This is a genomic window from Citrobacter europaeus (assembly GCA_020099315.1).
In the GTDB taxonomy this organism is placed as follows: domain Bacteria; phylum Pseudomonadota; class Gammaproteobacteria; order Enterobacterales; family Enterobacteriaceae; genus Citrobacter; species Citrobacter europaeus.
In genome coordinates this window covers 3,146,899-3,169,101 of record CP083650.1, presented here as the reverse complement: position 1 = coordinate 3,169,101, position 22,203 = coordinate 3,146,899, and the positions used below count along the sequence as shown (strand labels likewise).

The following is a 22,203-nucleotide window of genomic DNA, read 5'->3' as shown; positions in this document are numbered from 1 at the left end:
CGGCCTTAATAGCAGAGCAGTATAGAATAAATCTAATCGCGTTGGCTGAGCAGTCCGAAAATGGAGTGAGGCAGTGTGTTTAAGATTAGGGATAAAATCATTCAGCAAAAAAAGCGCTGCAGTTGCAGCGCTTGAGATGTCTGATTTACTTCACCTGTTGGCCAGGTTTTGCGCCTTCGTCCGGGCTTAACAGGAAGATATCTTTTCCGCCAGGACCTGCCGCCATTACCATCCCTTCAGAAATGCCGAAGCGCATCTTACGAGGAGCCAGGTTAGCAACCATAATGGTCTGGCGTCCAATCAGGGTTTGTGGATCCGGATAAGCAGAACGAATGCCGGAGAAGACGTTACGCTTCTCGCCGCCGAGATCCAGCGTTAGACGCAGCAGTTTGTCGGAACCTTCCACGAATTCAGCGTTTTCAATTAGCGCCACGCGCAGGTCAACTTTGGCGAAATCGTCAAAGGTGATGGTTTCCTGAATTGGATCATCCGCCAGCGGGCCGATTACCGGTGCGGCAGCGGCTTTCACTTCTTCTTTCGATGCTTCCACCAGCGCTTCAACTTGTTTCATGTCAATGCGATTGTAGAGCGCCTTAAAGGTGTTGACCTTGTGACCGAGCAGCGGCTGCTCAATGGCATCCCAGCTCAGTTCGCAGTTCAGGAACGCTTCCACACGTTCAGCAAGCGTTGGCAGAACCGGCTTCAGGTAAGTCATCAGCACACGGAACAGGTTGATACCCATGGAACAGATCGCCTGCAGGTCGGCATCGCGGCCTTCCTGTTTAGCCACGACCCACGGAGCCTGTTCGTCAACGTAGCGGTTTGCCACGTCGGCCAGCGCCATGATTTCACGGATAGCTTTGCCGAATTCACGACTTTCCCACGCTTCGCCAATCACCGTTGCGGCGTCGGTGAAGGTTTTATACAACGCCGGATCGGCCAGCTCAGCCGCCAGAACGCCGTCAAAACGCTTAGCGATAAAGCCCGCGTTACGTGAAGCCAGGTTGACCACTTTGTTAACGATATCGGCGTTTACGCGCTGGACAAAGTCTTCCAGGTTCAGGTCGATGTCATCAATGCGTGAAGAAAGCTTCGCGGTGTAGTAGTAGCGCAGGCTGTCGGCATCAAAGTGCTTCAGCCAGGTGCTGGCCTTAATAAAGGTGCCGCGAGATTTGGACATCTTCGCGCCGTTCACCGTCACATAACCGTGTACGAACAGATTGGTCGGCTTACGGAAATTGCTGCCTTCCAGCATGGCAGGCCAGAACAGACTGTGGAAATAGACGATGTCTTTGCCAATGAAGTGATAAAGCTCGGCGTCGGAATCTTTCTTCCAGTACTCTTCAAAACTGGTGGTGTCACCACGCTTATCGCACAGGTTTTTGAACGAACCCATGTAGCCAATAGGCGCATCCAGCCAGACGTAGAAGTACTTGCCTGGCGCATCCGGGATTTCAAAACCGAAGTACGGGGCATCGCGGGAAATATCCCACTGCTGCAGGCCGGACTCGAACCATTCCTGCATTTTGTTGGCAACCTGCTCCTGTAACGCGCCGCTGCGCGTCCAGGCCTGCAGCATCTCGCTGAAGGACGGCAGGTCAAAGAAGAAGTGTTCGGAGTCGCGCATTACCGGCGTCGCGCCAGAAACGACGGATTTCGGCTCGATAAGTTCGGTCGGGCTGTAGGTTGCGCCACAGACTTCACAGTTATCGCCGTATTGATCCGGTGATTTACATTTCGGGCAGGTGCCTTTAACAAAACGGTCCGGCAGGAACATGCCTTTTTCCGGATCGTAAAGCTGGGAGATTGTACGGTTCTTAATAAAACCGTTCTCCTTCAGGCGCGTGTAAATCAGCTCAGACAGCTCACGGTTCTCTTCGCTGTGCGTAGAGTGGTAGTTGTCATAGCTGATGTCAAAACCTGCAAAATCAGTCTGATGCTCCTGACTCATTTCACCGATCATCTGCTCTGGCGTGATCCCAAGCTGCTGCGCTTTCAGCATGATTGGCGTGCCGTGAGCGTCGTCCGCGCAGATGAAGTTAACCTGGTGGCCGCGCATTCGCTGGTAACGGACCCAGACATCAGCCTGGATGTGCTCCAGCATATGGCCGAGGTGGATTGAGCCGTTGGCGTACGGCAGTGCGCACGTTACCAGAATTTTCTTCGCGACTTGAGTCATAGTGGGCAATTACTTCTTTTGTAGTGAAAAGGGCTTTGATAGTACCAAAATGGTAATTACTGCGCCAAGCGATAAGGGCATTTATCCGTAAATGAATAATTGTTGCGGTTGGAGTAAACTACCTGGTGACTATTGTATATTCAGAACAACAAAAAGGAGTCGGGATGAACGCACAATCCCAGGCCAAATCACCAGAGACCCTGCGCGCCATGGTTGCCGGGACGCTGGCGAATTTTCAGCATTCAACCCTGAAGCATAATCTGACGACGCTTAAAGCGTTGCACCACGTCGCCTGGATGGATGACACGTTGCACGTTGAGCTGGTCATGCCGTTTGTCTGGCATAGCGCGTTTGAGGAATTAAAAGAGCAATGTAGCGCCGATCTGTTGCGTATTACCGGTGCGAAAGCGATCGACTGGAAGCTGTCGCATAACATTGCGACGCTGAAACGCGTGAAAAACCAGCCAGGCATTAATGGTGTAAAAAACATTATCGCCGTCAGTTCGGGTAAAGGCGGCGTGGGTAAATCTTCTACCGCCGTGAACCTGGCTTTGGCGCTGGCTGCGGAAGGCGCGAAGGTAGGGATTCTGGACGCCGATATTTATGGGCCGTCTATCCCAACGATGCTCGGCGCGGAAAACCAGCGGCCAACCTCGCCAGACGGTACCCACATGGCGCCGATCATGTCTCACGGTCTGGCGACGAACTCTATTGGTTATCTGGTCACTGACGATAACGCAATGGTGTGGCGTGGTCCGATGGCCAGCAAAGCACTGCTGCAGATGCTGCAGGAAACCCTATGGCCGGATCTTGATTACCTGGTACTGGATATGCCGCCGGGCACCGGTGACATCCAGTTGACGCTGGCGCAGAACATTCCGGTCACGGGGGCTGTTGTGGTGACCACTCCGCAGGACATTGCGCTTATCGATGCGAAAAAAGGCATCGTGATGTTCGAAAAAGTCGAAGTGCCGGTGCTGGGTATTGTTGAGAATATGAGCATGCATATTTGCAGCAACTGCGGTCATCATGAGCCAATCTTTGGCACCGGAGGCGCGCAGAAGCTGGCTGAGCAGTATCACACCCAACTGCTGGGACAGATGCCGCTGCATATCTCTCTGCGTGAAGACCTCGATCGTGGTACCCCGACGGTTATCAGTCGTCCTGACAGTGAATTTACCGCCATTTACCGTGACCTGGCTGGGCGTGTAGCTGCCCAGCTTTACTGGCAGGGTGAAGTTATTCCGGGCGAGATTGCCTTTCGCGCCGTGTAATTAACCGCGTGACAGATATTCACCGCATCATAATAAATTGATGCGGTGAATGTATGGGGTGAATAAACTTCGTTATATTGTTTATCCTGCCTGTATAATCCATGTCTTTTTCTGAATAAATCGCTTCAATGCATCATTTGAATTGATCAAATTCATCCTATTAATCTACAATCTCAATTAGTTCTGGTGAGAGAGTTAACCATTACTCACAGCCAGACGGCTTGCACGCTGTTTCCGCCCAATACAGGAATAATGAATGCTATGAAAATTAGTTTATTCTTGGGAGTTATTACTCTGATGTATGGAATGAGCGCTTCTGTTTTTGCCGCAGAGACTGCCACCGTGAATATAAGTGGTCGAGTAACCGAGCCTACCTGCAGCACTGATGTTGTCAATAACGAAGTGCAGCAACGCTGTGGCAATGCCGTTTCCTTTTCAAACGTCAGAGAGGGTGTCTCCAAACCAACAAAAGGTGCGGTAACGGAAATTGTTACTGTCCCCGGCGACGCTACACGGCAGATTGTGCTGACTCGTTATGATTAGAAAGTCTTTTATTAACCATGTATTTTTGTGGTGAATGATACATGGTTAATTATTTCCTCAAAGAATTTCACTCCGACAGTTAATCTCCTAAATTTATTAATTTATAAACAATAAAGAACTCAATTTATTTGTTGCAATTATATTGCACTTTGTAACTTGTTTTAAATCAATAAAACAACGCGTTTACATTGCGGTAACGTTTCTAGTGTGCGAATTTAATTTCAAGAGTTAAACCCTCTTAACAAATAGAATTCAATTCATTAAGGAAGATACTATGAAACGTTCAGTTATTTCTGCTGTTGTACTGTCTGCTGTATTTATGAGCGCTGGGGCTTTTGCTGCTGATACCGATCAGGGTGAACTGATTATTACTGGTAAGGTGGTTGGAACAACCTGTAAATTTACGGGTGACTCCACGGCGACCATTGGTATGAACCAAATTGGTGCTGACAGATTAAATACCTTAAGTGCGGGTGGTGTTTATGACGGATACTCAAATAAGACTACCGTGCCATTGACTGTTGAATGTACCGGGGATAAAGCACCGAAAATTACTTTCTCCAGTTCTCAATTTGATAGCACTAATAAATATATTACACGAAATACTGCCGCAAATAATGGTGCTGGCTTCTCCGTTTACTATGGTGATGACTTTACTAAACAGGTTAACCCAGATACAGGTATTGAGTTAACCAAAACCGCAGACAATAAATATACGCTGAACTTTAGCGCACGCTACGCAAAAATTGGTACTGCCGCTGTTTCCGCTGGTGACGTTGCCTCTTCGCTGACGATGACTGTTGTTACTGATTAAGATTGCTATCCTGTTTATCGGCGGCTCTGGTCGCCGATTATTTCCGTAGTAAGGATAATTATAATGAAAAATATAATAGCATTATTATTAGCTGGCACAGTATTGCCTGCATGGGGTGGGGTGTACATTTACGGCACACGTGTCATTTATCCGGCACAGAAAAAAGAAATTACCGTACAGTTAATGAATGAAGGTAGCCGTAGTTCCCTGGTTCAGTCCTGGATAGATGACGGAGATACCAGCCTGCCACCAGAAAAAATCCAGGTGCCATTCGTGATGAATCCTCCCGTGGCTAAGGTCAGCGGAGGTTCCGGCCAACAACTCAAAATCAGGCAACTGGCAAATACGCTGCCAAAAGATCGTGAAAGCCTTTTTTTTCTTAATGTGTTGGATATTCCTCCTAATTCTGCGGAATCAGCAGGGAAGAATATGATTAAATTTGCTATGCAGAATCGCATCAAATTTATATATCGTCCGCAGGGCATTGCCGGTGTAGATGAAAAAAGCTTTTCTCGCTTAAGCGTCAAATATATCAGTGGTGGCATTAATATCAAAAACAATTCTGCCAACTGGATAACGATACCTGAGCTCGTGGGTAATTCAAAAATAAACAGCGAGACAGTGTTGCTTGCTCCGTGGTCAGATAAAAAGGTTGTCACTGCTGCTGTCGTTAATCATTACAAGGTTACTCTTATTGACGATCACGGAAACTACTTAAGTGAAAAAATAAAAACGGAAAGATAGTCAAGGGCTGATTATGTCAAAGATAAACTCCATTACACTGGCAATCTTGTCAGTGTTAGCCACTTCATCCTCATGGGCTGAAGAAGACACGTTTGATACAAATTTTATGATCGGCGGTTTGAACGGCGAGAAAATCTCTCGCTATCAAATTGATGGTGATAAGCCAATGCCCGGCATATATGAAATGGATGTTTATCTTAATAACCAGTGGCGTGGCCGGTACGAAATTAATATCAACGCTGATCCTGACGCGACATGTCTGTCCTGGGCACAATTGCAGCAAATTGGTATTCGCACAGAGAATATTAAAACGGATAAAAAAGAGGAGTGCGTGCCGCTACGTGAAGCAGTTCAGGGCGGCAGTGTTGGTTATGACATCGGGCAATTTATTTTGAATCTAAGCGTTCCGCAGGCGTATGTGCTGGAATATGAACCAGGATATATGCCGCCTGAAACCTGGGATCGCGGTGTTAACGCTTTTTATACCTCTTATTACGCCAGCCAGTATTACAGTAATTATAAACACGGTGGTGATGATAAAAGCAGCTATGTGAACCTGAATAGCGGGTTGAACCTGTCAGGGTGGCAGTTGCACTCAAATGCCAACTATACCAAAGGCAACGAGGGCAGCGGCAACTGGAAAAGTAATACGCTATATATGGAGCGAGGTATCCCACAAATACTTGGCACGCTACGTACCGGAGATATGTATACCGGCGCGGATATCTTTGATGCGGTACGTTTTCGTGGTGTGCGTATCTGGCGCGATATGCAAATGTTACCGAACTCAAAACAGAATTTTACCCCAGTAGTCCGCGGGATTGCCCAGAGCAACGCGCTGGTAACCATCGAACAAAACGGCTTTGTTATTTACCAGAAAGAAGTTCCACCTGGCCCATTTGCTATTGATGATCTCCAGCTCGCTGGCGGTGGTGCGGATTTAGATGTGAGCGTGAAAGAAGCGGATGGTTCGGTATCTCGTTATCTGGTGCCTTATTCATCTGTACCAAATATGCTGCAGTCGGGCGTATCGAAATATGATTTTGCTGCTGGGCGCAGTCATATAGAGGGGGCTGGCAATCAGTATGATTTCCTGCAAGGTAGCTATCAATATGGTCTGAACAATCTGCTTACGGTCTATGGCGGCACTATGCTGTCACAAAACTATACCTCATTTGTGCTCGGGACCGGTTGGAATACACCCATTGGCGCAGTATCGGTAGACGCCACGCGATCGCATAGTGAGCAGGACAATGGTGATGTTTTTGATGGTCAGAGTTATCAGGTTGCGTGGAATAAGTATGTCGCTCAGACCGGCACGCAGTTTGCGCTGGCAGCTTTTCGTTACTCCTCGCGAAATTATCGTACCTTTAATGACTACGTATGGGCGAATAACAAAAATCACTATGACCGCGATGAAAATGATGTTTATGACGTTGCGGACTACTATCAGAACGATTTTGGTCGTAAGAACAGCTTTTCGCTAAATATCAATCAAGCGTTACCCGAGAACTGGGGATCCCTGGCCGTCAGCGGCCTGTGGCGCGACTATTGGCAGCGCAGTGGAACCGGCAAAGATTATCAGCTGAGCTACTCGAACGCCTGGCAGCGAGTCAGTTACACCTTGTCTGTTAGCCAGACCTATGATGAGAACAACCACGAGGATAAACGTTTTAACCTGTATATCTCCATCCCATTCTCGTGGGGGGATGGGATTTCCTCGCCGCGACGCGATTTGTTCGTATCCAACTCGACGACGTTTGATAATGACGGCTTTCAGTCGAGTAACACCAGTCTCAGCGGTGTTGCCGGAAACCGCGATCAGTTTAGTTTAGGGGCAAATCTGAGCCATCAACGTCAGGAGAGTGAGACAACGGCAGGTGGTAACCTGGTCTGGCGCGCGCCGATGGCGACCTTTGGCAGCAGTTATAGTCAATCGAATAAATATCAGCAGGCCAGCGGCAATATTCAGGGTGGGTTAGTCGTGTGGTCAGATGGTGTCGCGTTAGCTCCTCGGCTTTCAGATACATTCGCCATTGTTAAAGCGCCTGGGTTACAGGGCGCGGCCGTGCAGGGACATCGTTATCTAACAACTAACAGCAAAGGTTACGCGGTTTACGACAGTCTGACGCCGTATCGTGAAAATATGCTGATGCTGGATCTTTCCGACAGTAATAGCGATGTGGCGTTGCTGGGCAATCGAAAAGGCACAGTACCTTATCGCGGCGCGGTCGTGATGACGGAGTTTGAAACCGATCGGCGTAAACCCTGGTATTTCATTGCCGCGCGTTCGGACGGCTCTCCGTTATCGTTTGGTTATGAAGTGGAAGATGAACTTGGTAATAATGTTGGCCTGGTGGGGCAGGGTAGCCGGTTATTTATTCGTACCAATGATATTCCCGCTTCGGTACGCGTTGCAGTTAATAAACAACAGGGGCAGTTCTGTACGATTACCTTCGATAAGGCGATTGATGAGAATAAAGTCTATACTTGCCGCTAAGGATGCAAGATATGAAAGGATACGTATTTTTAATGTTTCTGCTGCTGTCATCCTTTGGCGCCGATGCCGGATGTACATTTCAGACAAAAAATGGTGCATTAACGACAATTAATCTGGATATGACATCTGGAACAGCAACGAACAAAATCAATCTCAGCTCCGGTAGCGATATAGTGTGTACTGCCAATAGTGACAGCTTATATTATACAACACCTCTCAAGGATTACATTGTTGCAATTCAGGGTAGCGGTGGCAAAAAGGTTTTAATAAATATCAATCTAACCAGCAATGATTTTCCTGTTAGCATTGGGAAGAAAACGGTTAGTGCCAGCGAAGTGTTGAATACCAAGGTTTTCACTATTACAGCAAGTTATGTAAATTCAGGAACGGCTAAGCAAACGGTTTCCGGTGATGCATTTAGCCTGAGCGACCCGGCGGTAAGCATAACCTCTGATAACTCGTGTACTTCAAACTGGCTTGCTTATCTTTATTGTTGGATTACCGGGCGTTTATCGAGTAATTCTGCATTTACGCAGAATATTAACTTTACTGTTACGCATAAACCGACGACCTGCCAGTTCTCCTTACCTCGATACGAAATTAAAATGCCAGATACCACATTAAATGAAATGAATACGGCAAATAATACAAAATCAGGATCTGCAAATTTGGTACTGAATTGCAATAGTGTTTATAACGTTACTACCAACCCCGTGAGTTTTAAGGTGGCTCGCGGTGACTGGGATGAAAGCGGGAAAATACTAAAAAATACGCTAACGAATGGCGCAAAAGGAGTGGGGTTCCAGATATATAACGGCACCGCGACGACTCCCCTAAAACTGGGGGATACTCTGATGAACAGAATAGCTAAACTGGATACAATCAACAATCAGTACACTTTCCCTATTACTGCGAAATATGTTCGTGTGACAGGAGAATCGTTACGGCCTGGTGAGGTTCAAAGTAAAGTCATATTTGCGGTATCTTATGACTAATTAGTGCGGTGCGATGTTTCTAAAAAATGTACCTTCGTGATGAAGGTACGTTTTTTTTATCGGTGATAAAAAATCTCGCCGTCGTAGGCTTTAATGATCTTAGCATCGGCATCATTGACCAGCACGTACGCGCCACCCATGTAGGTCCAGTGGGTGCCTGCGGTCGGTGCAGGCAGGTTGCGCAGATTCCACTGTTTAATGGTGTATTCTTCGGTGAGATACAGTGGTGGAACCTTGTCACCGGGTTTGAAATGGGTGAAGTCAGCAATAAAGCTGCTCAGCTCATACTTATCGATACCTGTGGGCGCAGCTGTTGCAGCCGGCGCGGCCCAGACGACACTGCTTGCAAGCAGGAGTGCACCCAGCAACATTTTATTCTTCATACCCATCCTCTCTACCTCTTCGGGTCATCAAAATCAGTCATGTATCATTCCTGGCTTACAGGGCATCTGACAAGGACTTTTTTGTTATCACACCAGTAATTTCGTAAAAAGTGTAAATGAATGTACAGCATTGCGACAATTTCAAGCGGCATTTTAGCGATGAAGTATCACGTTTTTGCATATCAACTCAGAGTGGAGCTGTTAAACGACATACAGGAGTTGCTCCGGTCTCTGTGACCCGGAACAGCTGTCTTCAAGAAGACCCATAACTGGAATAGCGTTAAAAATTGATGCTTGTTTAATCAATTTATTTACTTTACTGTAAAGTAAATAAATACATGGGAGTTTGCTATGGTTAACTGGGGAAAATTATTATTTTTCATTATGTTAATGGCTTTTTCATGTCATCTTAACGCCTCTCTGCATGAGGGGGTATCTGTGGAACCAAAGACTGTTGAACGCTGTCTGGTCACGCGGGACCGTGAGCTGGCTTGCTCTCAGTGCACTGATTTGAATTATCAGCATATGCAGCTACGACTCAGCTATTTACGTTTTTTACTACTACAAAATAGTTTCACTATCCAAACCTATGACTATCTCTGGCGTGAACATCAACGAACAATGTCTTGCCTTGAAATCAGCAGATACATTGTCACAAAAGCAATCAATATTCTGCTATGCCCAGCAACGGTCACATTGCCCATACCTCAACCTGTTTTTAATTTGTGGCAAACATCGCATATGGCTTTTATTCAGCGTGCCAGGCCTCCGCACGTGTTTTCACTGCGCGACCCCATTGACTAAACGGAGGAAAACACGATGCTGGCTCACTTCTTTATTTTCCGTCCTGTATTCGCCGCGGTCATTGCTATTTGCATCGTTTCTGCCGGTATCCTGGCTCTTTTCACATTGCCTGTTGAGCAGTATCCGGATATTGCGCCTCCGGGGGTGAACGTTACGGCAAACTACCCAGGCGCTTCTGCGCAAAACGTTGAGGACAGCGTAACGCAGCTACTTGAACAGCAAATCAAAGGAATTGATGGTCTGCTTTATTTTTCTTCAACCAGCAGTTCAGCTGGTCAGTCTCGTATTAGTCTTAGCTTTGAACAAGGTATTAATCCCGATATAGCGCAGGTCCAGGTACAAAATGCTGTAAATCAGGCTATGACACGGCTACCGCAGGAAGTGCAACAACAGGGGCTTTCTGTGACTAAATCACAGGGAGATAGCCTGATGGTTATCGCCTTATATGACCAGAACGATCGTTTAACCAGTGTCGATATTAGCGACTTCCTTATCAATACGTTGCAGGAGCCCTTAAGTAGAATAAAGGGGGCGGGAGAAACAACTGTTTTTGGTGCGCAATATGCCATGCGGATTTGGCTCAACCCACACCAACTCAATAATTATGGTTTGATGCCATCAGATGTACAAACGGCTATCGAAGCACAAAACTCGCAAGTGACCAGCGGAGAGATTGGCTCTCTTCCTTCTCTCAATGATCAGTATCTGAATGCGACGGTGACCGCCCAGTCCCGCCTGGAAACATCAACGCAATTTGAAAGTATCATTCTTCGGACAAATAATGATGGTTCAGCTGTATATTTGCGAGATGTTGCTCGAATCGAACTTGGGGCTGAAAACTATCAGAATCTGACCACACTTAATGGTCATCCTGCTGCTGGAATATCTATTCAACTCGCATCCGGAGCTAATGCACTGGAAACTGCTGAAAAGATTCGCGTTGAAGTTAACAGATTAAAAGATCGGTTTCCGCAAGGCATTGTCGTTGCTTATCCTCGTGACAGTACACCGTTTGTGACGGTGTCCATCGGAAATGTTGTGCAGACGCTGATTGAAGCGATTGTTTTTGTTGTGGCGGTAATGTATCTATTTTTACAAAACTGGAGAGCCACATTAATCCCCTCATTGACGGTGCCCGTCGTATTATTGGGCACATTCGGCATCCTCAGTCTGCTGGGTTATAGCATCAATACCTTAACACTCTTTGCCATGGTGCTTGCCATTGGGCTACTTGTCGACGACGCGATTGTCGTGGTTGAGAATGTCGAACGAGTGATGGAAGAAGAACATCTCGATCCGCTGCAGGCTACGCTCCACTCCATGCGGGAAATAACCGGTGCATTAATAGGTATCGCGCTGGTCTTATCCGCCGTTTTTATTCCAATTGCGTTTTTTGGTGGTTCAGTCGGCATTATTTACCGCCAGTTCACAGTGACCATTGTTTCTGCTATGTCGCTTTCCGTGCTGGTTGCACTGACTTTAACCCCTACGTTGTGCGCTCATTTGCTTAAAAGCCGAAATGAGAAGAAAGGTAAATTCTTCACTCATTTCAACAGGTATGTCGAAAAAAGTCAGCATCGCTACATTAATATGCTTGCGCAAATATCAGCGCGTCCTGTGAGAATCATTATTCTCGCTTTTCTGATGTCGATGTTCATGGTTTGGCAATATCAAAAACTCGCGACCAGTTTTCTTCCGGAGGAGGACCAGGGGGCAATATCAATCCAGTTCACTCTTCCTCCAGGGGCGCCAATGTCAATGACTCAGAAGGTTGGAGATGAAATCACACGCTATTTTATGACACAGGAGAGTGCCAATCTTAACGCTATATTTACGGTCGCTGGCCGAAATAACGCAGGTAGCGGGCAAAATGTGGGAATGTCCGTTGCTGAGTTAAAGCACTGGGACGAGCGTCAGGGTGAAACGAACAGCGCTCAGGCTATTATCGCAAGGGCTAATCAATATTTTAATCAAACGTCTCAGAACGCAGCTATCAGCATTGTATCTCCACCCACAGTTCGTGGGCTGGGACAATCCAGTGGGTTCGAATTATGGCTTCAGGATATTTCAGACCGCGGTTATCACAGTCTTAATCAGGCGCAAACAATGTTACTTACGGCCGCCAGAGAAAACCAAAATCTGAACGCTGTGCGAGTGAACAGCCTTGCCGCAAAGGCGTTGCTGCAGGTAGATATTGACAGACAAAAAGCACAAGCTCACGGCCTTGAACAGGCGGATATCAACGAAACTCTTTCTGCTGCATGGGGAGGGATTTATGTTAATGACTTTATTGACCGTGGCCGAGTAAAACGGGTTTATATACAAGGTGATGCGCCATGGCGTTCAATACCTGAAAACTTATCCGCCTGGTTTGTACGTAACAGTAGCGATGATATGACCTCATTCGCCAGTTTTGCCTCCTTCCGCTGGACTACTGGTCCACAAATGCTTCAGCGATTCAATGGATTACCTGCTGTGCAATTTCAAGGAGATGCAGCTCCCGGCATAAGTTCTGGGGCAGCAATGGCTGAAATGGTCAGGCTGATAGCGCCAATCGAAGGATTTGATCTGCAGTGGAGCGGGATATCATGGCAAGAACAGGCTTCCTCGGCACAGACACTGTGGGTATATCTTGCCTCCGTTGCGTTCGTATTTTTGTGTCTGGCTGCTTTATATGAAAGCTGGTCTGTGCCTATTGCTGTGCTTCTGATTATCCCACTTGGGGTTCTCGGCGCAGTGAGTGCAGCCTTAATCGCCGGGTTCGAAAATGATGTCTACTTCCAGGTAGGTATACTAACAACGATGGGGCTGTCAGCAAAAAATGCAATTCTCATTATTGAATTCGCTCTGGCGCAAATCCGCAGGGGTAAACCGTTGATTCAGGCCGCTTTTGAAGGCGCAAGATTACGCTTACGTCCTGTCATCATGACGTCTCTGGCATTTGTTGTTGGAGTTATCCCTCTGGTACTCTCTACGGGCGCAGGGGCCTCCAGCCAGAAAGAGATTGGAACTTCGGTAATCGGCGGTATGCTCACAGGCACGTTACTGACGCTGCTCTTTGTCCCACTGTTTTTTATTCTCATTCAGCAGGGAATCTCGAGACTGAAAAAAGGCAAACGTAAGGAATGCAATAATGGTTAATCAACGTGGGCGGCCAATGAAGTCCCGCCCTCGCATTTTACAAACGGCATGTGAGCTGTTTCTCAAGCATGGCATTGACGTGTCCCTTGATACTATCGCCAGTGAAGCAGGGACAACGCGGCCGACCCTTTACAGCCATTTTCCGGGGGGAAAGGATGCTCTCCTGCTGGCGACGTTTGAATTTCTGAATGACAAAATGCAGCCGCCTTTACGCCAGCTACTCCAGGAGCAACTGGATTTTCCCGATCTCCTGAGAGGTTTTGCCCGGGTTGTACAGAATCATTTCTATACCCCTGAGAATATCCATTTCCAGCGATTATTGATTCAAGTGCTGGTTCAAAAGCCCGATTTACACGTTATGCTGGAACAAAGAAACTCTGGACGCGTTTTGCAGGCGCTGACAGAAATTCTGGAACAGAAAAATAATGAAGGAATAGTCACGTTAGATAATCCGGAATTACAGGCTACTGCTTTCCTCGGGGCCATTATGGGATATCTGCTTCCTGGAGCAATAATCTCGCAAAAAGCAGTTGATCCCCATAAACTTGAGAAACTGGCTGAATGTTCAATTGCAACCTTTCTGTCTGCCTGGGGATTTAAGAGCGGATGATCGTGGTGTCTCAGCATTGAGACGCGCTACGAAATGCCTGAGTGGATGACGACGCCTGCGGCAATGAGCGCCCCTTCCAGAATAAACCGCTGCTGTTCACCTCCCTCGCTGGCTGGTAAAGTATGCGGTGTGGATATATTCCGCCATTCAGTAAATGGATAGCAGGGGCTTAAGTATGTAAGTTTCCCTTACTGTCCTTTTAATATTATTGAGTTTTATGTAACAACGACTCGGGGTGCCCTTCCTTGTGAAGGCTGAGAAATACCCGTACCACCTGATCTGGATAATGCCAGCGTAGGGAAGTCTGACACTGCTCGTGTCCCTTCTTCGCGCGGGCAGGAGCTGAACCATGCAGCCTGACCTGCACAGCCGCGCACTCGCGGCTCACACCTTGCACCAATTTAGAACGCTTTCACCACTCACACACTGTATGACCAACGAGGTCGTGCAAAGCTTTACGGCCAATACGCTACTGGCGCTGGGCGCATCCCCTGCGATGGTAATCGAGCCTGAGGAAGCCAGCCAGTTTGCGGCTATCGCCAGTGCGTTGCTGGTGAATGTCGGCACTTTAACCCAGACGCGGGCTACGGCGATGCGTGCCGCCGTTGAGCGGGCACATCTCGTTAAAACCCCGTGGACGCTCGATCCCGTTGCCGTGGGCGCGCTAGAGTTTCGCCGTCGCTTCTGTCTGGATTTACTGGTACTACAGCCTGCCGCTATCCGTGGCAACGCCTCGGAAATACTTGCTATGGCGGGTATGAACAGCGGGGGCCGCGGCGTCGACACGACAGATACGCCAGCCGCTGCGCTTTCCGCTGCGCAGGCGTTGGCTCGTCAGGTTGGGACCATTGTCGTGGTTACCGGCGAAGTGGACTACGTGACCGATGGTCAGCGTACCGTCTGCGTGAACGGCGGTGATCCGTTGATGACCCGCGTGGTGGGCACCGGATGCGCGCTGTCGGCGGTCGTTGCGGCCAGTTGCGCCCTGCACGGTGACCGGCTTGATAACATCGCCTCCGCCTGTAGCTGGATGAAACAGGCCGGGCAAATAGCCACACAACAATCAACCGGACCGGGCAGTTTTGTCCCGGCTTTTCTCGATGCCCTCTATAACCTGAACGCACAGGAGCAAGCATGAAACGGATTAACGCATTAACGATCGCCGGAACCGATCCAAGCGGCGGTGCGGGTATTCAGGCCGATTTAAAAACCTTCTCGGCGCTGGGCGCTTACGGCTGTTCGGTTATCACGGCGTTGGTGGCGCAAAATACGCGCGGGGTGCAGTCGGTTTATCGCATAGAACCTGACTTTGTTGCCGCACAACTGGACTCGGTGTTGAGTGATGTGCGTATCGACACCACCAAAATCGGTATGCTGGCGGAGACGGATATTGTTGAAGCGGTTGCCGAACGTTTGCGTCGCCATCGGGTGCAAAATGTCGTACTGGATACGGTGATGCTGGCGAAAAGCGGCGATCCGTTGCTGTCGCCCTCGGCGGTAGAAACACTGCGTACCCATTTGCTGCCGCAGGTTTCGATTATCACCCCTAATTTACCCGAAGCTGCGGCACTGCTCGGGGCTCCCCATGCGCAGACTGAGCAGGAGATGCTAGAGCAGGGAAGGGCACTGCGGGCGCTGGGCTGCGAGGCGGTGTTGATGAAAGGCGGTCATCTGGAGGATGCGCAAAGCCCCGACTGGCTCTTTACCCGTGAGGGAGAGCAGCGTTTTACCGCGCCAAGGGTGATGACCAAAAATACCCATGGCACCGGCTGTACGCTATCCGCGGCGCTGGCGGCGCTGCGTCCGCGCCATGACAACTGGGCACAGACAGTGCAGGAAGCTAAGCTGTGGCTTTCTGCGGCGTTGGCGCAGGCCGACACCCTGGAAGTTGGTGAGGGAATTGGTCCGGTACATCATTTCCACGCGTGGTGGTAATGGGTATACTGGCTGCAGAGAAGGCTGCAGGAAAAAGATAAATGGAACAAGCGCATACCCAGCTTATCGCGCAACTGAATGAACGCATTGCAGCGGCAGATAACACGCCGCTGTATATGAAATTTGCGCAAACAGTGAAAAACGCTGTGCGTAGCGGGATTCTGGAGCATGGAAATATCCTGCCCGGCGAGCGCGATCTCAGCCAGTTAACCGGCGTTTCGCGAATTACGGTACGCAAGGCTATGCAGGCCCTGGAAGAAGAAGGCGTAGTGACGCGCGCCCGTGGTTACGGGACGCAGATCAACAACATCTTCGAGTATTCGCTAAAAGAAGCGCGTGGTTTTTCACAGCAGGTGGTTTTGCGCGGTAAAAAGCCAGATACGCTGTGGGTCAACAAGCGTATTGTGCCTTGCCCGGAAGAGGTGGCTCAGCAGTTGGCTGTTGCCGCGGGGAGTGACGTCTTCCTGCTCAAGCGCATTCGCTATGTAGATGAAGACGCGGTTTCTATTGAAGAGTCATGGGTTCCTGCCCATCTTATCCATGACGTGGATGCCATCGGCGTTTCACTGTATGACTATTTTCGCAGCCAGCATATTTTCCCGCAGCGCACGCGCTCCCGCGTCAGCGCCCGAATGCCTGATGCGGAGTTCCAGGCGCACATTCAAATGGACAGCAAAGTGCCGGTACTGGTGATCAAGCAAGTAGCGCTTGACCAGCAGCAACGGCCCATTGAATACAGCATCAGCTATTGTCGAAGCGATCTATACGTCTTTGTGTGCGAGGAGTAACGCCTCGCGCGAAGGGGCGCAATCGCCGCCGCGATGCCCTACCACCCAGGACGCAACTGCGTTACCCAGCAGTACGGCATCAGCCAGGGTCCAGCCAGACGCCAGTCCGGCCAGCATGCCGCCAGCGTGGCTGTCGCCTGCGCCGATAGTATCAACGACCGCTGTCGCAAATGCCGGTACGCAACCGGATGTCTGAGCGCTGAAATACCACGCGCCGTCTTTATCGTGGCGAACCACTACCGGCGAGGCGAAACGTTGTACCCATTCTGCGCCAAAACCTTCTACATCATGGCTCAATGCAAACCGCTCGGCGGCAATTTCCGCTTCCTGACGATTAAGTGATACCAGCGGACGGCAGGCCATAATTCTTGCAAGTAAGGGCTCGGGAATGTCGCCGATGCGTGGCCCAAAATCAATAAACGGCGTCACCTCCTCCAGACCTTCCAGCCACTGCACCAGCAGTCCGCCACACCCAGAGGCTAACTGATAGCCCGAGAGATACACCAGACTATGGCGTGGGATATCCAGCTGTGCCAGCCAGTCAGCGTTCCACTGATTTTCAACGCCGCTAAAGGACATAAAGGTACGTTCGCCATCCGGCTCGACCAGAGCCAGACACCAGCCGTTATCGCCCGCGGCATTGTCGATCAGGCTGTGCAATCCCTCTTTTGCCATCCGGTTGCGGATAATGTCGGCCCACACCCCTTGACCCAGCGGTAAAGCATTACTGGCGTCGATACCTAAACGTTTGAGCGCCACGGCAATATTGAGCGCGCAGCCGCCAACGTTCACCCCCTGCTGTTTGAGTTCAATGTCACATCCGCGCCAGGGAAGGGCATATGCATCGGCAATGACATCAATTACCGCCGCACCCACCACCGTAACGGGCCGCTGTGTACGCAACTGCGGGAGGAGGTGTTGCAGATGCGTGGCGATCATAGCGCCTCCCGCTGCTCGCGCAGTCGCATCAATCCACTGGCGTAACGGATAAAGTCCAGTTGATTCACCGCATCCAGCTCATGTTTCAATGTCGGGTTAATCGCGCTTACGCCATGGATAGCGCCACAAATGGCGGTTGCCATCGCCCCGATGGTGTCGGTATCACCCCCGAGGTTTGCGCACAGAATAGCGCAGCGGTTAGGATCGGTCTGCGCCAGTTCAACCATAGCAATGGCGCAAGGCACGGATTCAATGGTACTGGTTCCGGCGCCCACAACCTGATACAACTGCTCGCAGGCAGACTCAATGCCGTCAGCATTACGGACGATTTTCAGTGCCAGCTCAAGTCGTGCAGATAGTGATGCGCTAAAGGTCGTGATCCTTTTTTGCTGCGCATGTTGGGCAATGGCAGGTAGCGCATCGACAATCTCTGACCACTGGCCTCCGTCGATAGCGCGTGATACCGCCCACGCGACCACAACAGCCCCAGCGATAGCCAGATCCGATTTATGCGTCGGGCTGGAGGCCAATGCTACATCATCGATAAAAGCATCGACATCGCGGGCGGGTAGCAGGCATCCCAGCGGCGAAACGCGCATTGCCGCTCCGTTGGTCACGCCGTTGTTTTCCAGTTCGGCGACAGGTTTGCCGTCGCGAATGGCTTTTAGCGCGATTTTTGAAGTTGGGCCGAGCACGTTTTTATTAAAGGCGTCAAAACGTTCGGCCCAGGCCAGAATATTGCGGCCAATAACGTCTGGCACAATCTCTCCGTCGCACTCGAGCAGGGCATCTGCCAGACACAGCGCCATTGACGTGTCATCAGTGAACTCCGCCTGGTTAAAATAGCAGGCGGCATTATTCTCCGCAGGGCCGGGCAAAAAACGGTCGATCCAACCGAAATGAGCTTTTACCCGGGTTCGTGGCCACAGTTCCGACGGCATACCCATCGCATCCCCTAACGCCTGCCCATAAAGAGCACCGAGAATACGTTCTGCTTTCATTTCACTTCCCCTTGTTTCAACGCTACATCGCGATCGTCCACCTTAATGGCGGTGATTTCTTTATCTGATTCGCGAAAGAAAATCATAAACATCACGGCAATGACGGCGATCATGACCGCGCCAAATCCCCACATGCCAGCCCAGTTGAAGGTAAGACCATTAACCGGTTCCTGATAAGCAAACATTTTTTCCATCATGACGCCGCCCAGACGGTAACCGAGCAGGCTGCCGAATCCCTGACAGCAGAGGGTGATAAGCCCTTGCGCAGCGGTGCGCATATGTACCGGTGCTTTTTTATCGACATAAATGTAGGCCGTGACGTAGTAGAAGTCGTAACTAACGCCGTGCAGCAGAATGCCGAGAAACAGCAGAGCATAAGTGAAATATTCCTCCGCGCCGCCGTAAACGAAAAATCCGTAGCGGATAGCCGCAGTAATAAGACCAAGCAGCAATACCTTTTTAATGCCAAAGCGTTTGGTGAAAAACGGTAGCGCCAGCATAAAGAAGATTTCAGAGAACTGGCCCAGCGTCATCCAGCCGGTGGCGTTTTTCATTCCGACTTCTGTCAGGTAGCCGTTGGCGAAGATGTAATAGAACGCCAGCGGCATTGCGAACAGGAAAGAGCAAAAGAAAAAGACGAGGAAGTTCTTATCACGCAGCAGGATCAGCGCATCCAGACCCAGCATGACTTTGAAATCCATCTTGCCGGTACTTTTTGGCGGCGTATCCGGTAAGAAGAACGCAAAGACGCCCAACAGCGCGGAGCTTCCGGCAGTGATAAGCAGGGGGATATTGGTGGGTGAAATATCGCTATAGCCAAGCATTTGCGGTAAGAAACCGCAGGCCAAACCAGAAGCAATCCAGCCGATGGTCCCCATCACACGGATGCGTGGGAAATCACGTTCAACGTCCGGTACGTTGGCAAAAGCGATGCTGTTGGTCAGCGCAATCGTCGGCATATAGGTTAACGAATAGGCCAGTAACAGCGGGAAGAATCCACTGAAGGTGGTTTGCTGGGCGGCGAAATACATCAAAATAGCGCCAGCGAACATCAATACCGCCAGCACTTTCTGCGCGGAGAAAAAGCGGTCAGTGATTGAGCCGACCAGGATGGGCGACAGGATCGCGGCAATCGCGGTACAGGCGTAAGACCAGCCGATCTCCCCGGCGCTAAAGCCGCTTTTACTCAGCCACAGCCACAGCGGTACAAACCAGGCGCCCCAGATAAACCACTCTACAAACATCATGAACGACAGCTTAACTGTAGTTTTCATCTTTAAATCCTTCATGACAGGTAAGGTACGCCATGATAGTACCATTCGATAATACCTTTAAAATACCTTTGAGGTCTAAATTTGACCGCCTTAACATTATTTCTTCCTGAATCGAGCCAGCAGAAGTTGCTGAAAAGTGCGCTAAAGATGGAAAAAAAACGCAGTCGGTACCAGGCTTATTGCTGCCCGCAACAAAACGGGCCAGGACAATCCACATTCCGTTTTCAAAGCGGAACTTACGGGAGCATAGCTATGACTGATATTGCGCAGTTGCTTGGCAAAGACGCCGACAACCTTTTACAGCATCGTTGTATGACCATTCCTTCTGATCAACTTTACCTGCCTGGACATGATTACGTCGACCGCGTGATGGTGGATAACAACCGTCCGCCAGCCGTGCTGCGTAATATGCAGACGCTGTATAACACGGGCCGACTGGCCGGGACAGGTTATCTGTCTATTCTACCGGTGGACCAGGGCGTGGAGCACTCCGCTGGAGCATCGTTTGCGGCTAACCCGCTGTACTTTGATCCGAAGAATATTGTGGAGCTGGCTATCGAAGCAGGGTGTAACTGCGTGGCATCGACCTATGGCGTGCTGGCTTCTGTTTCCCGTCGCTACGCGCACCGCATTCCGTTCCTGGTAAAAATTAACCACAACGAAACGCTGAGCTATCCCAATACGTTTGACCAGACGCTGTATGCCAGCGTAGAGCAGGCGTTCAATATGGGTGCGGTTGCGGTGGGGGCAACCATCTATTTCGGTTCAGAGGAGTCTCGCCGCCAGATTGAAGAGATTTCTGCCGCATTCGAGCGTGCTCATGAGCTGGGTATGGTCACGGTGCTGTGGGCGTATCTGCGTAACCCGGCGTTTAAAAAAGATGGCGTGGATTACCATGTTTCTGCCGATCTTACCGGGCAGGCTAACCATCTGGCGGCCACTATCGGGGCGGATATCGTGAAGCAAAAAATGGCGGAAAATAACGGCGGGTATAAAGCGGTCAATTTTGGCTACACCGACGATCGCGTCTATAGCAAGCTGACCAGCGACAACCCGATTGACCTGGTGCGGTATCAACTGGCGAACTGCTATATGGGACGCGCCGGGTTAATTAACTCTGGCGGTGCGGCTGGCGGCGAAACCGATCTGAGCGATGCGGTACGTACTGCGGTGATTAACAAACGTGCGGGCGGCATGGGGCTGATTCTTGGGCGCAAGGCATTCAAGAAAACCATGGCCGACGGCGTTAAGCTGATTAACGCCGTGCAGGATGTTTATCTGGATAGCAAAGTCACCATCGCCTGATTTCAGGCGACTGCCGTCGTGTTAGCGCAACAGCGGACAACCCGGCGGCAGTCGGCAACGTAACGCCGCGGGCAGGATTTCAATATGAAACTCTTGTCCGCTGAGCGGTTCGCCATCGAGATTAAAGGTAATTTCATGCGGGGCGCGGATATCAAACCACGATGATGCGCCCTCGATAATGTTAGGGTTGTCTTCGGATTGCGTTAACGCCGAAAGCAGCCCAGGCAACAGCTCTTCTCCGGTAAAAATACGCAGTTGCAGCAGACCATCGTTGATAAGCGCTGTCGGGCATAGCTGTTGCCCCCCACCGGCCTGGCGACCATTACCGATACCAATTACCAGCGCTTTACCCTGCCAGTGAAAGTCTTCCCCTCGAATATCGCAGATGTCGGGTTTGAGCGTATCCATGCGCATTAATCCGTGAATAAAGTACGATACGCCACCCAGCGCAGCCTTGAGTTTTTCTGGTGTCTCGGTCGTGATGCGTGTGCCGAAGCCACCGGTTGCCATGTTGATAAAACAGGTTTTATCATTGACCTGCACCATATCGATCGCCGTCGCATTTGCGGCGATAGCCAGCTTTAACGCCTTATCAAGGTCCTCGGGTATACCAACGCTGGTGGCAAAGTCATTCGCCGTTCCCAACGGTAAAATACCCAGCGCCGGAATATTGCCGCCCTGCGACTGGATAAGCGCCGTCGAGACTTCGTTTATTGTGCCGTCGCCGCCACCGGCAATCACCGTTTCAACGCCCAACTGACGAGCTTCATCAACGTATCGTTGGGCGTCGCCTTTTTCCCAGGTAACGCGAACATGGATTTCCACGCCCTCATCACGCAGATTCGCAATGGCGTCACGCAGGGGAAGGTTATCAGCACTTTTTCCATTGAGGATCAGTAAACTGGCAGGGAATGCTATCATCCTTTTGCCTCACTTTTTTTCGTTTTAACAAGTGTACGCCAGGAATGCGTTTC

General features: G+C 50.0%; 19 protein-coding genes and 1 riboswitch. Of the genes, 13 read left to right on the top strand and 6 right to left on the bottom strand.

Annotation, left to right across the window (positions count from 1 at the left end; genetic code table 11):
* Window positions 1–145: 145 nt before the first annotated feature.
* Window positions 146–2,179, bottom strand: a complete 2,034-nt coding sequence (gene metG / locus LA337_15045) for a methionine--tRNA ligase (protein ID UBI14499.1) — start codon at window positions 2,177–2,179, stop codon at window positions 146–148.
* A 164-nt stretch (window positions 2,180–2,343) separates the two neighbouring features.
* Here metG and apbC point away from each other — a divergent pair, with 164 nt between their 5' ends.
* The 6 genes from apbC to LA337_15015 all read left to right on the top strand — a co-directional run bounded on the left by apbC (window position 2,344) and on the right by LA337_15015 (window position 9,049).
* Window positions 2,344–3,453, top strand: a complete 1,110-nt coding sequence (apbC, locus tag LA337_15040) for an iron-sulfur cluster carrier protein ApbC (protein UBI14498.1) — start codon at window positions 2,344–2,346, stop codon at window positions 3,451–3,453.
* 261 nt (window positions 3,454–3,714) lie between these two features.
* On the top strand, window positions 3,715–3,996 hold the full coding sequence (locus LA337_15035) for a YehE family protein (GenBank protein ID UBI14497.1): 282 nt from the start codon (window positions 3,715–3,717) through the stop codon (window positions 3,994–3,996).
* A 274-nt stretch (window positions 3,997–4,270) separates the two neighbouring features.
* Window positions 4,271–4,810 carry a fimbrial protein YehD gene (yehD, locus tag LA337_15030; protein UBI14496.1) on the top strand — a complete coding sequence of 180 codons (540 nt, stop codon included), beginning with the start codon at window positions 4,271–4,273 and terminating at the stop codon, window positions 4,808–4,810.
* A gap of 63 nt (window positions 4,811–4,873) precedes the next feature.
* Window positions 4,874–5,554 (top strand): fimbrial assembly chaperone, encoded by a 681-nt coding sequence (locus LA337_15025; GenBank protein ID UBI14495.1) that lies wholly within the window; start codon window positions 4,874–4,876, stop codon window positions 5,552–5,554.
* Between the two features lie 13 nt (window positions 5,555–5,567).
* A complete protein-coding gene (locus LA337_15020; protein ID UBI14494.1) occupies window positions 5,568–8,054 on the top strand; it encodes a fimbrial biogenesis outer membrane usher protein in 2,487 nt (828 codons plus the stop codon).
* An 11-nt stretch (window positions 8,055–8,065) separates the two neighbouring features.
* The gene (locus LA337_15015; protein ID UBI14493.1) at window positions 8,066–9,049 is read left to right on the top strand and encodes a fimbrial protein; all 984 of its coding nucleotides are present in this window, start codon (window positions 8,066–8,068) and stop codon (window positions 9,047–9,049) included.
* Window positions 9,050–9,105: 56 nt separating this feature from the next.
* Here the strand turns inward: LA337_15015 and LA337_15010 are convergent, their stop codons facing one another.
* Window positions 9,106–9,438, bottom strand: a complete 333-nt coding sequence (locus LA337_15010) for an RcnB family protein (protein ID UBI14492.1) — start codon at window positions 9,436–9,438, stop codon at window positions 9,106–9,108.
* A gap of 345 nt (window positions 9,439–9,783) precedes the next feature.
* Here LA337_15010 and LA337_15005 point away from each other — a divergent pair, with 345 nt between their 5' ends.
* The 6 genes from LA337_15005 (at window position 9,784) to LA337_14980 (ending at window position 16,710) form a co-directional block, all read left to right on the top strand.
* Window positions 9,784–10,236 (top strand): hypothetical protein, encoded by a 453-nt coding sequence (locus LA337_15005; protein ID UBI14491.1) that lies wholly within the window; start codon window positions 9,784–9,786, stop codon window positions 10,234–10,236.
* A 15-nt stretch (window positions 10,237–10,251) separates the two neighbouring features.
* Window positions 10,252–13,377 carry an efflux RND transporter permease subunit gene (locus tag LA337_15000; protein ID UBI14490.1) on the top strand — a complete coding sequence of 1,042 codons (3,126 nt, stop codon included), beginning with the start codon at window positions 10,252–10,254 and terminating at the stop codon, window positions 13,375–13,377.
* Window positions 13,370–13,987, top strand: coding sequence for a TetR/AcrR family transcriptional regulator (locus tag LA337_14995; protein ID UBI14489.1), 618 nt, complete (start codon window positions 13,370–13,372; stop codon window positions 13,985–13,987). The genes LA337_15000 and LA337_14995 overlap by 8 nt, the downstream gene beginning before the upstream one ends.
* A 221-nt stretch (window positions 13,988–14,208) precedes the next feature.
* Window positions 14,209–14,305: riboswitch (TPP riboswitch) on the top strand.
* Window positions 14,306–14,336: 31 nt separating this feature from the next.
* Window positions 14,337–15,125, top strand: a complete 789-nt coding sequence (gene thiM / locus LA337_14990) for a hydroxyethylthiazole kinase (protein UBI14488.1) — start codon at window positions 14,337–14,339, stop codon at window positions 15,123–15,125.
* Entirely contained in the window at window positions 15,122–15,922 is an 801-nt protein-coding gene (thiD, locus tag LA337_14985) for a bifunctional hydroxymethylpyrimidine kinase/phosphomethylpyrimidine kinase (protein ID UBI14487.1), read from the top strand. The genes thiM and thiD overlap by 4 nt, the downstream gene beginning before the upstream one ends.
* 41 nt (window positions 15,923–15,963) lie before the next feature.
* Window positions 15,964–16,710, top strand: coding sequence for a GntR family transcriptional regulator (locus LA337_14980; GenBank protein ID UBI14486.1), 747 nt, complete (start codon window positions 15,964–15,966; stop codon window positions 16,708–16,710).
* Here the strand turns inward: LA337_14980 and LA337_14975 are convergent.
* The 3 genes from LA337_14975 to LA337_14965 are packed head-to-tail and all read right to left on the bottom strand — an operon-like array spanning window position 16,684 to window position 19,924.
* Window positions 16,684–17,649 (bottom strand): PfkB family carbohydrate kinase, encoded by a 966-nt coding sequence (locus LA337_14975; protein ID UBI14485.1) that lies wholly within the window; start codon window positions 17,647–17,649, stop codon window positions 16,684–16,686. The two genes, LA337_14980 and LA337_14975, sit on opposite strands and share 27 nt — an antisense overlap.
* Window positions 17,646–18,650 (bottom strand): ADP-ribosylglycohydrolase family protein, encoded by a 1,005-nt coding sequence (locus LA337_14970; GenBank protein UBI14484.1) that lies wholly within the window; start codon window positions 18,648–18,650, stop codon window positions 17,646–17,648. Before LA337_14970 ends, LA337_14975 begins: the two co-directional genes overlap by 4 nt.
* Window positions 18,647–19,924, bottom strand: a complete 1,278-nt coding sequence (locus LA337_14965) for a nucleoside permease (GenBank protein ID UBI14483.1) — start codon at window positions 19,922–19,924, stop codon at window positions 18,647–18,649. Before LA337_14965 ends, LA337_14970 begins: the two co-directional genes overlap by 4 nt.
* 252 nt (window positions 19,925–20,176) lie before the next feature.
* On the opposite strand from LA337_14965, the gene fbaB reads away from it, so the two are divergent.
* The gene (gene fbaB / locus LA337_14960) at window positions 20,177–21,229 is read left to right on the top strand and encodes a class I fructose-bisphosphate aldolase (protein UBI14482.1); all 1,053 of its coding nucleotides are present in this window, start codon (window positions 20,177–20,179) and stop codon (window positions 21,227–21,229) included.
* Window positions 21,230–21,250: 21 nt separating this feature from the next.
* Here fbaB and yegS read toward each other — a convergent pair whose 3' ends face one another.
* A complete protein-coding gene (yegS, locus tag LA337_14955) occupies window positions 21,251–22,150 on the bottom strand; it encodes a lipid kinase YegS (protein UBI14481.1) in 900 nt (299 codons plus the stop codon).
* Window positions 22,151–22,203: the final 53 nt, after the last annotated feature.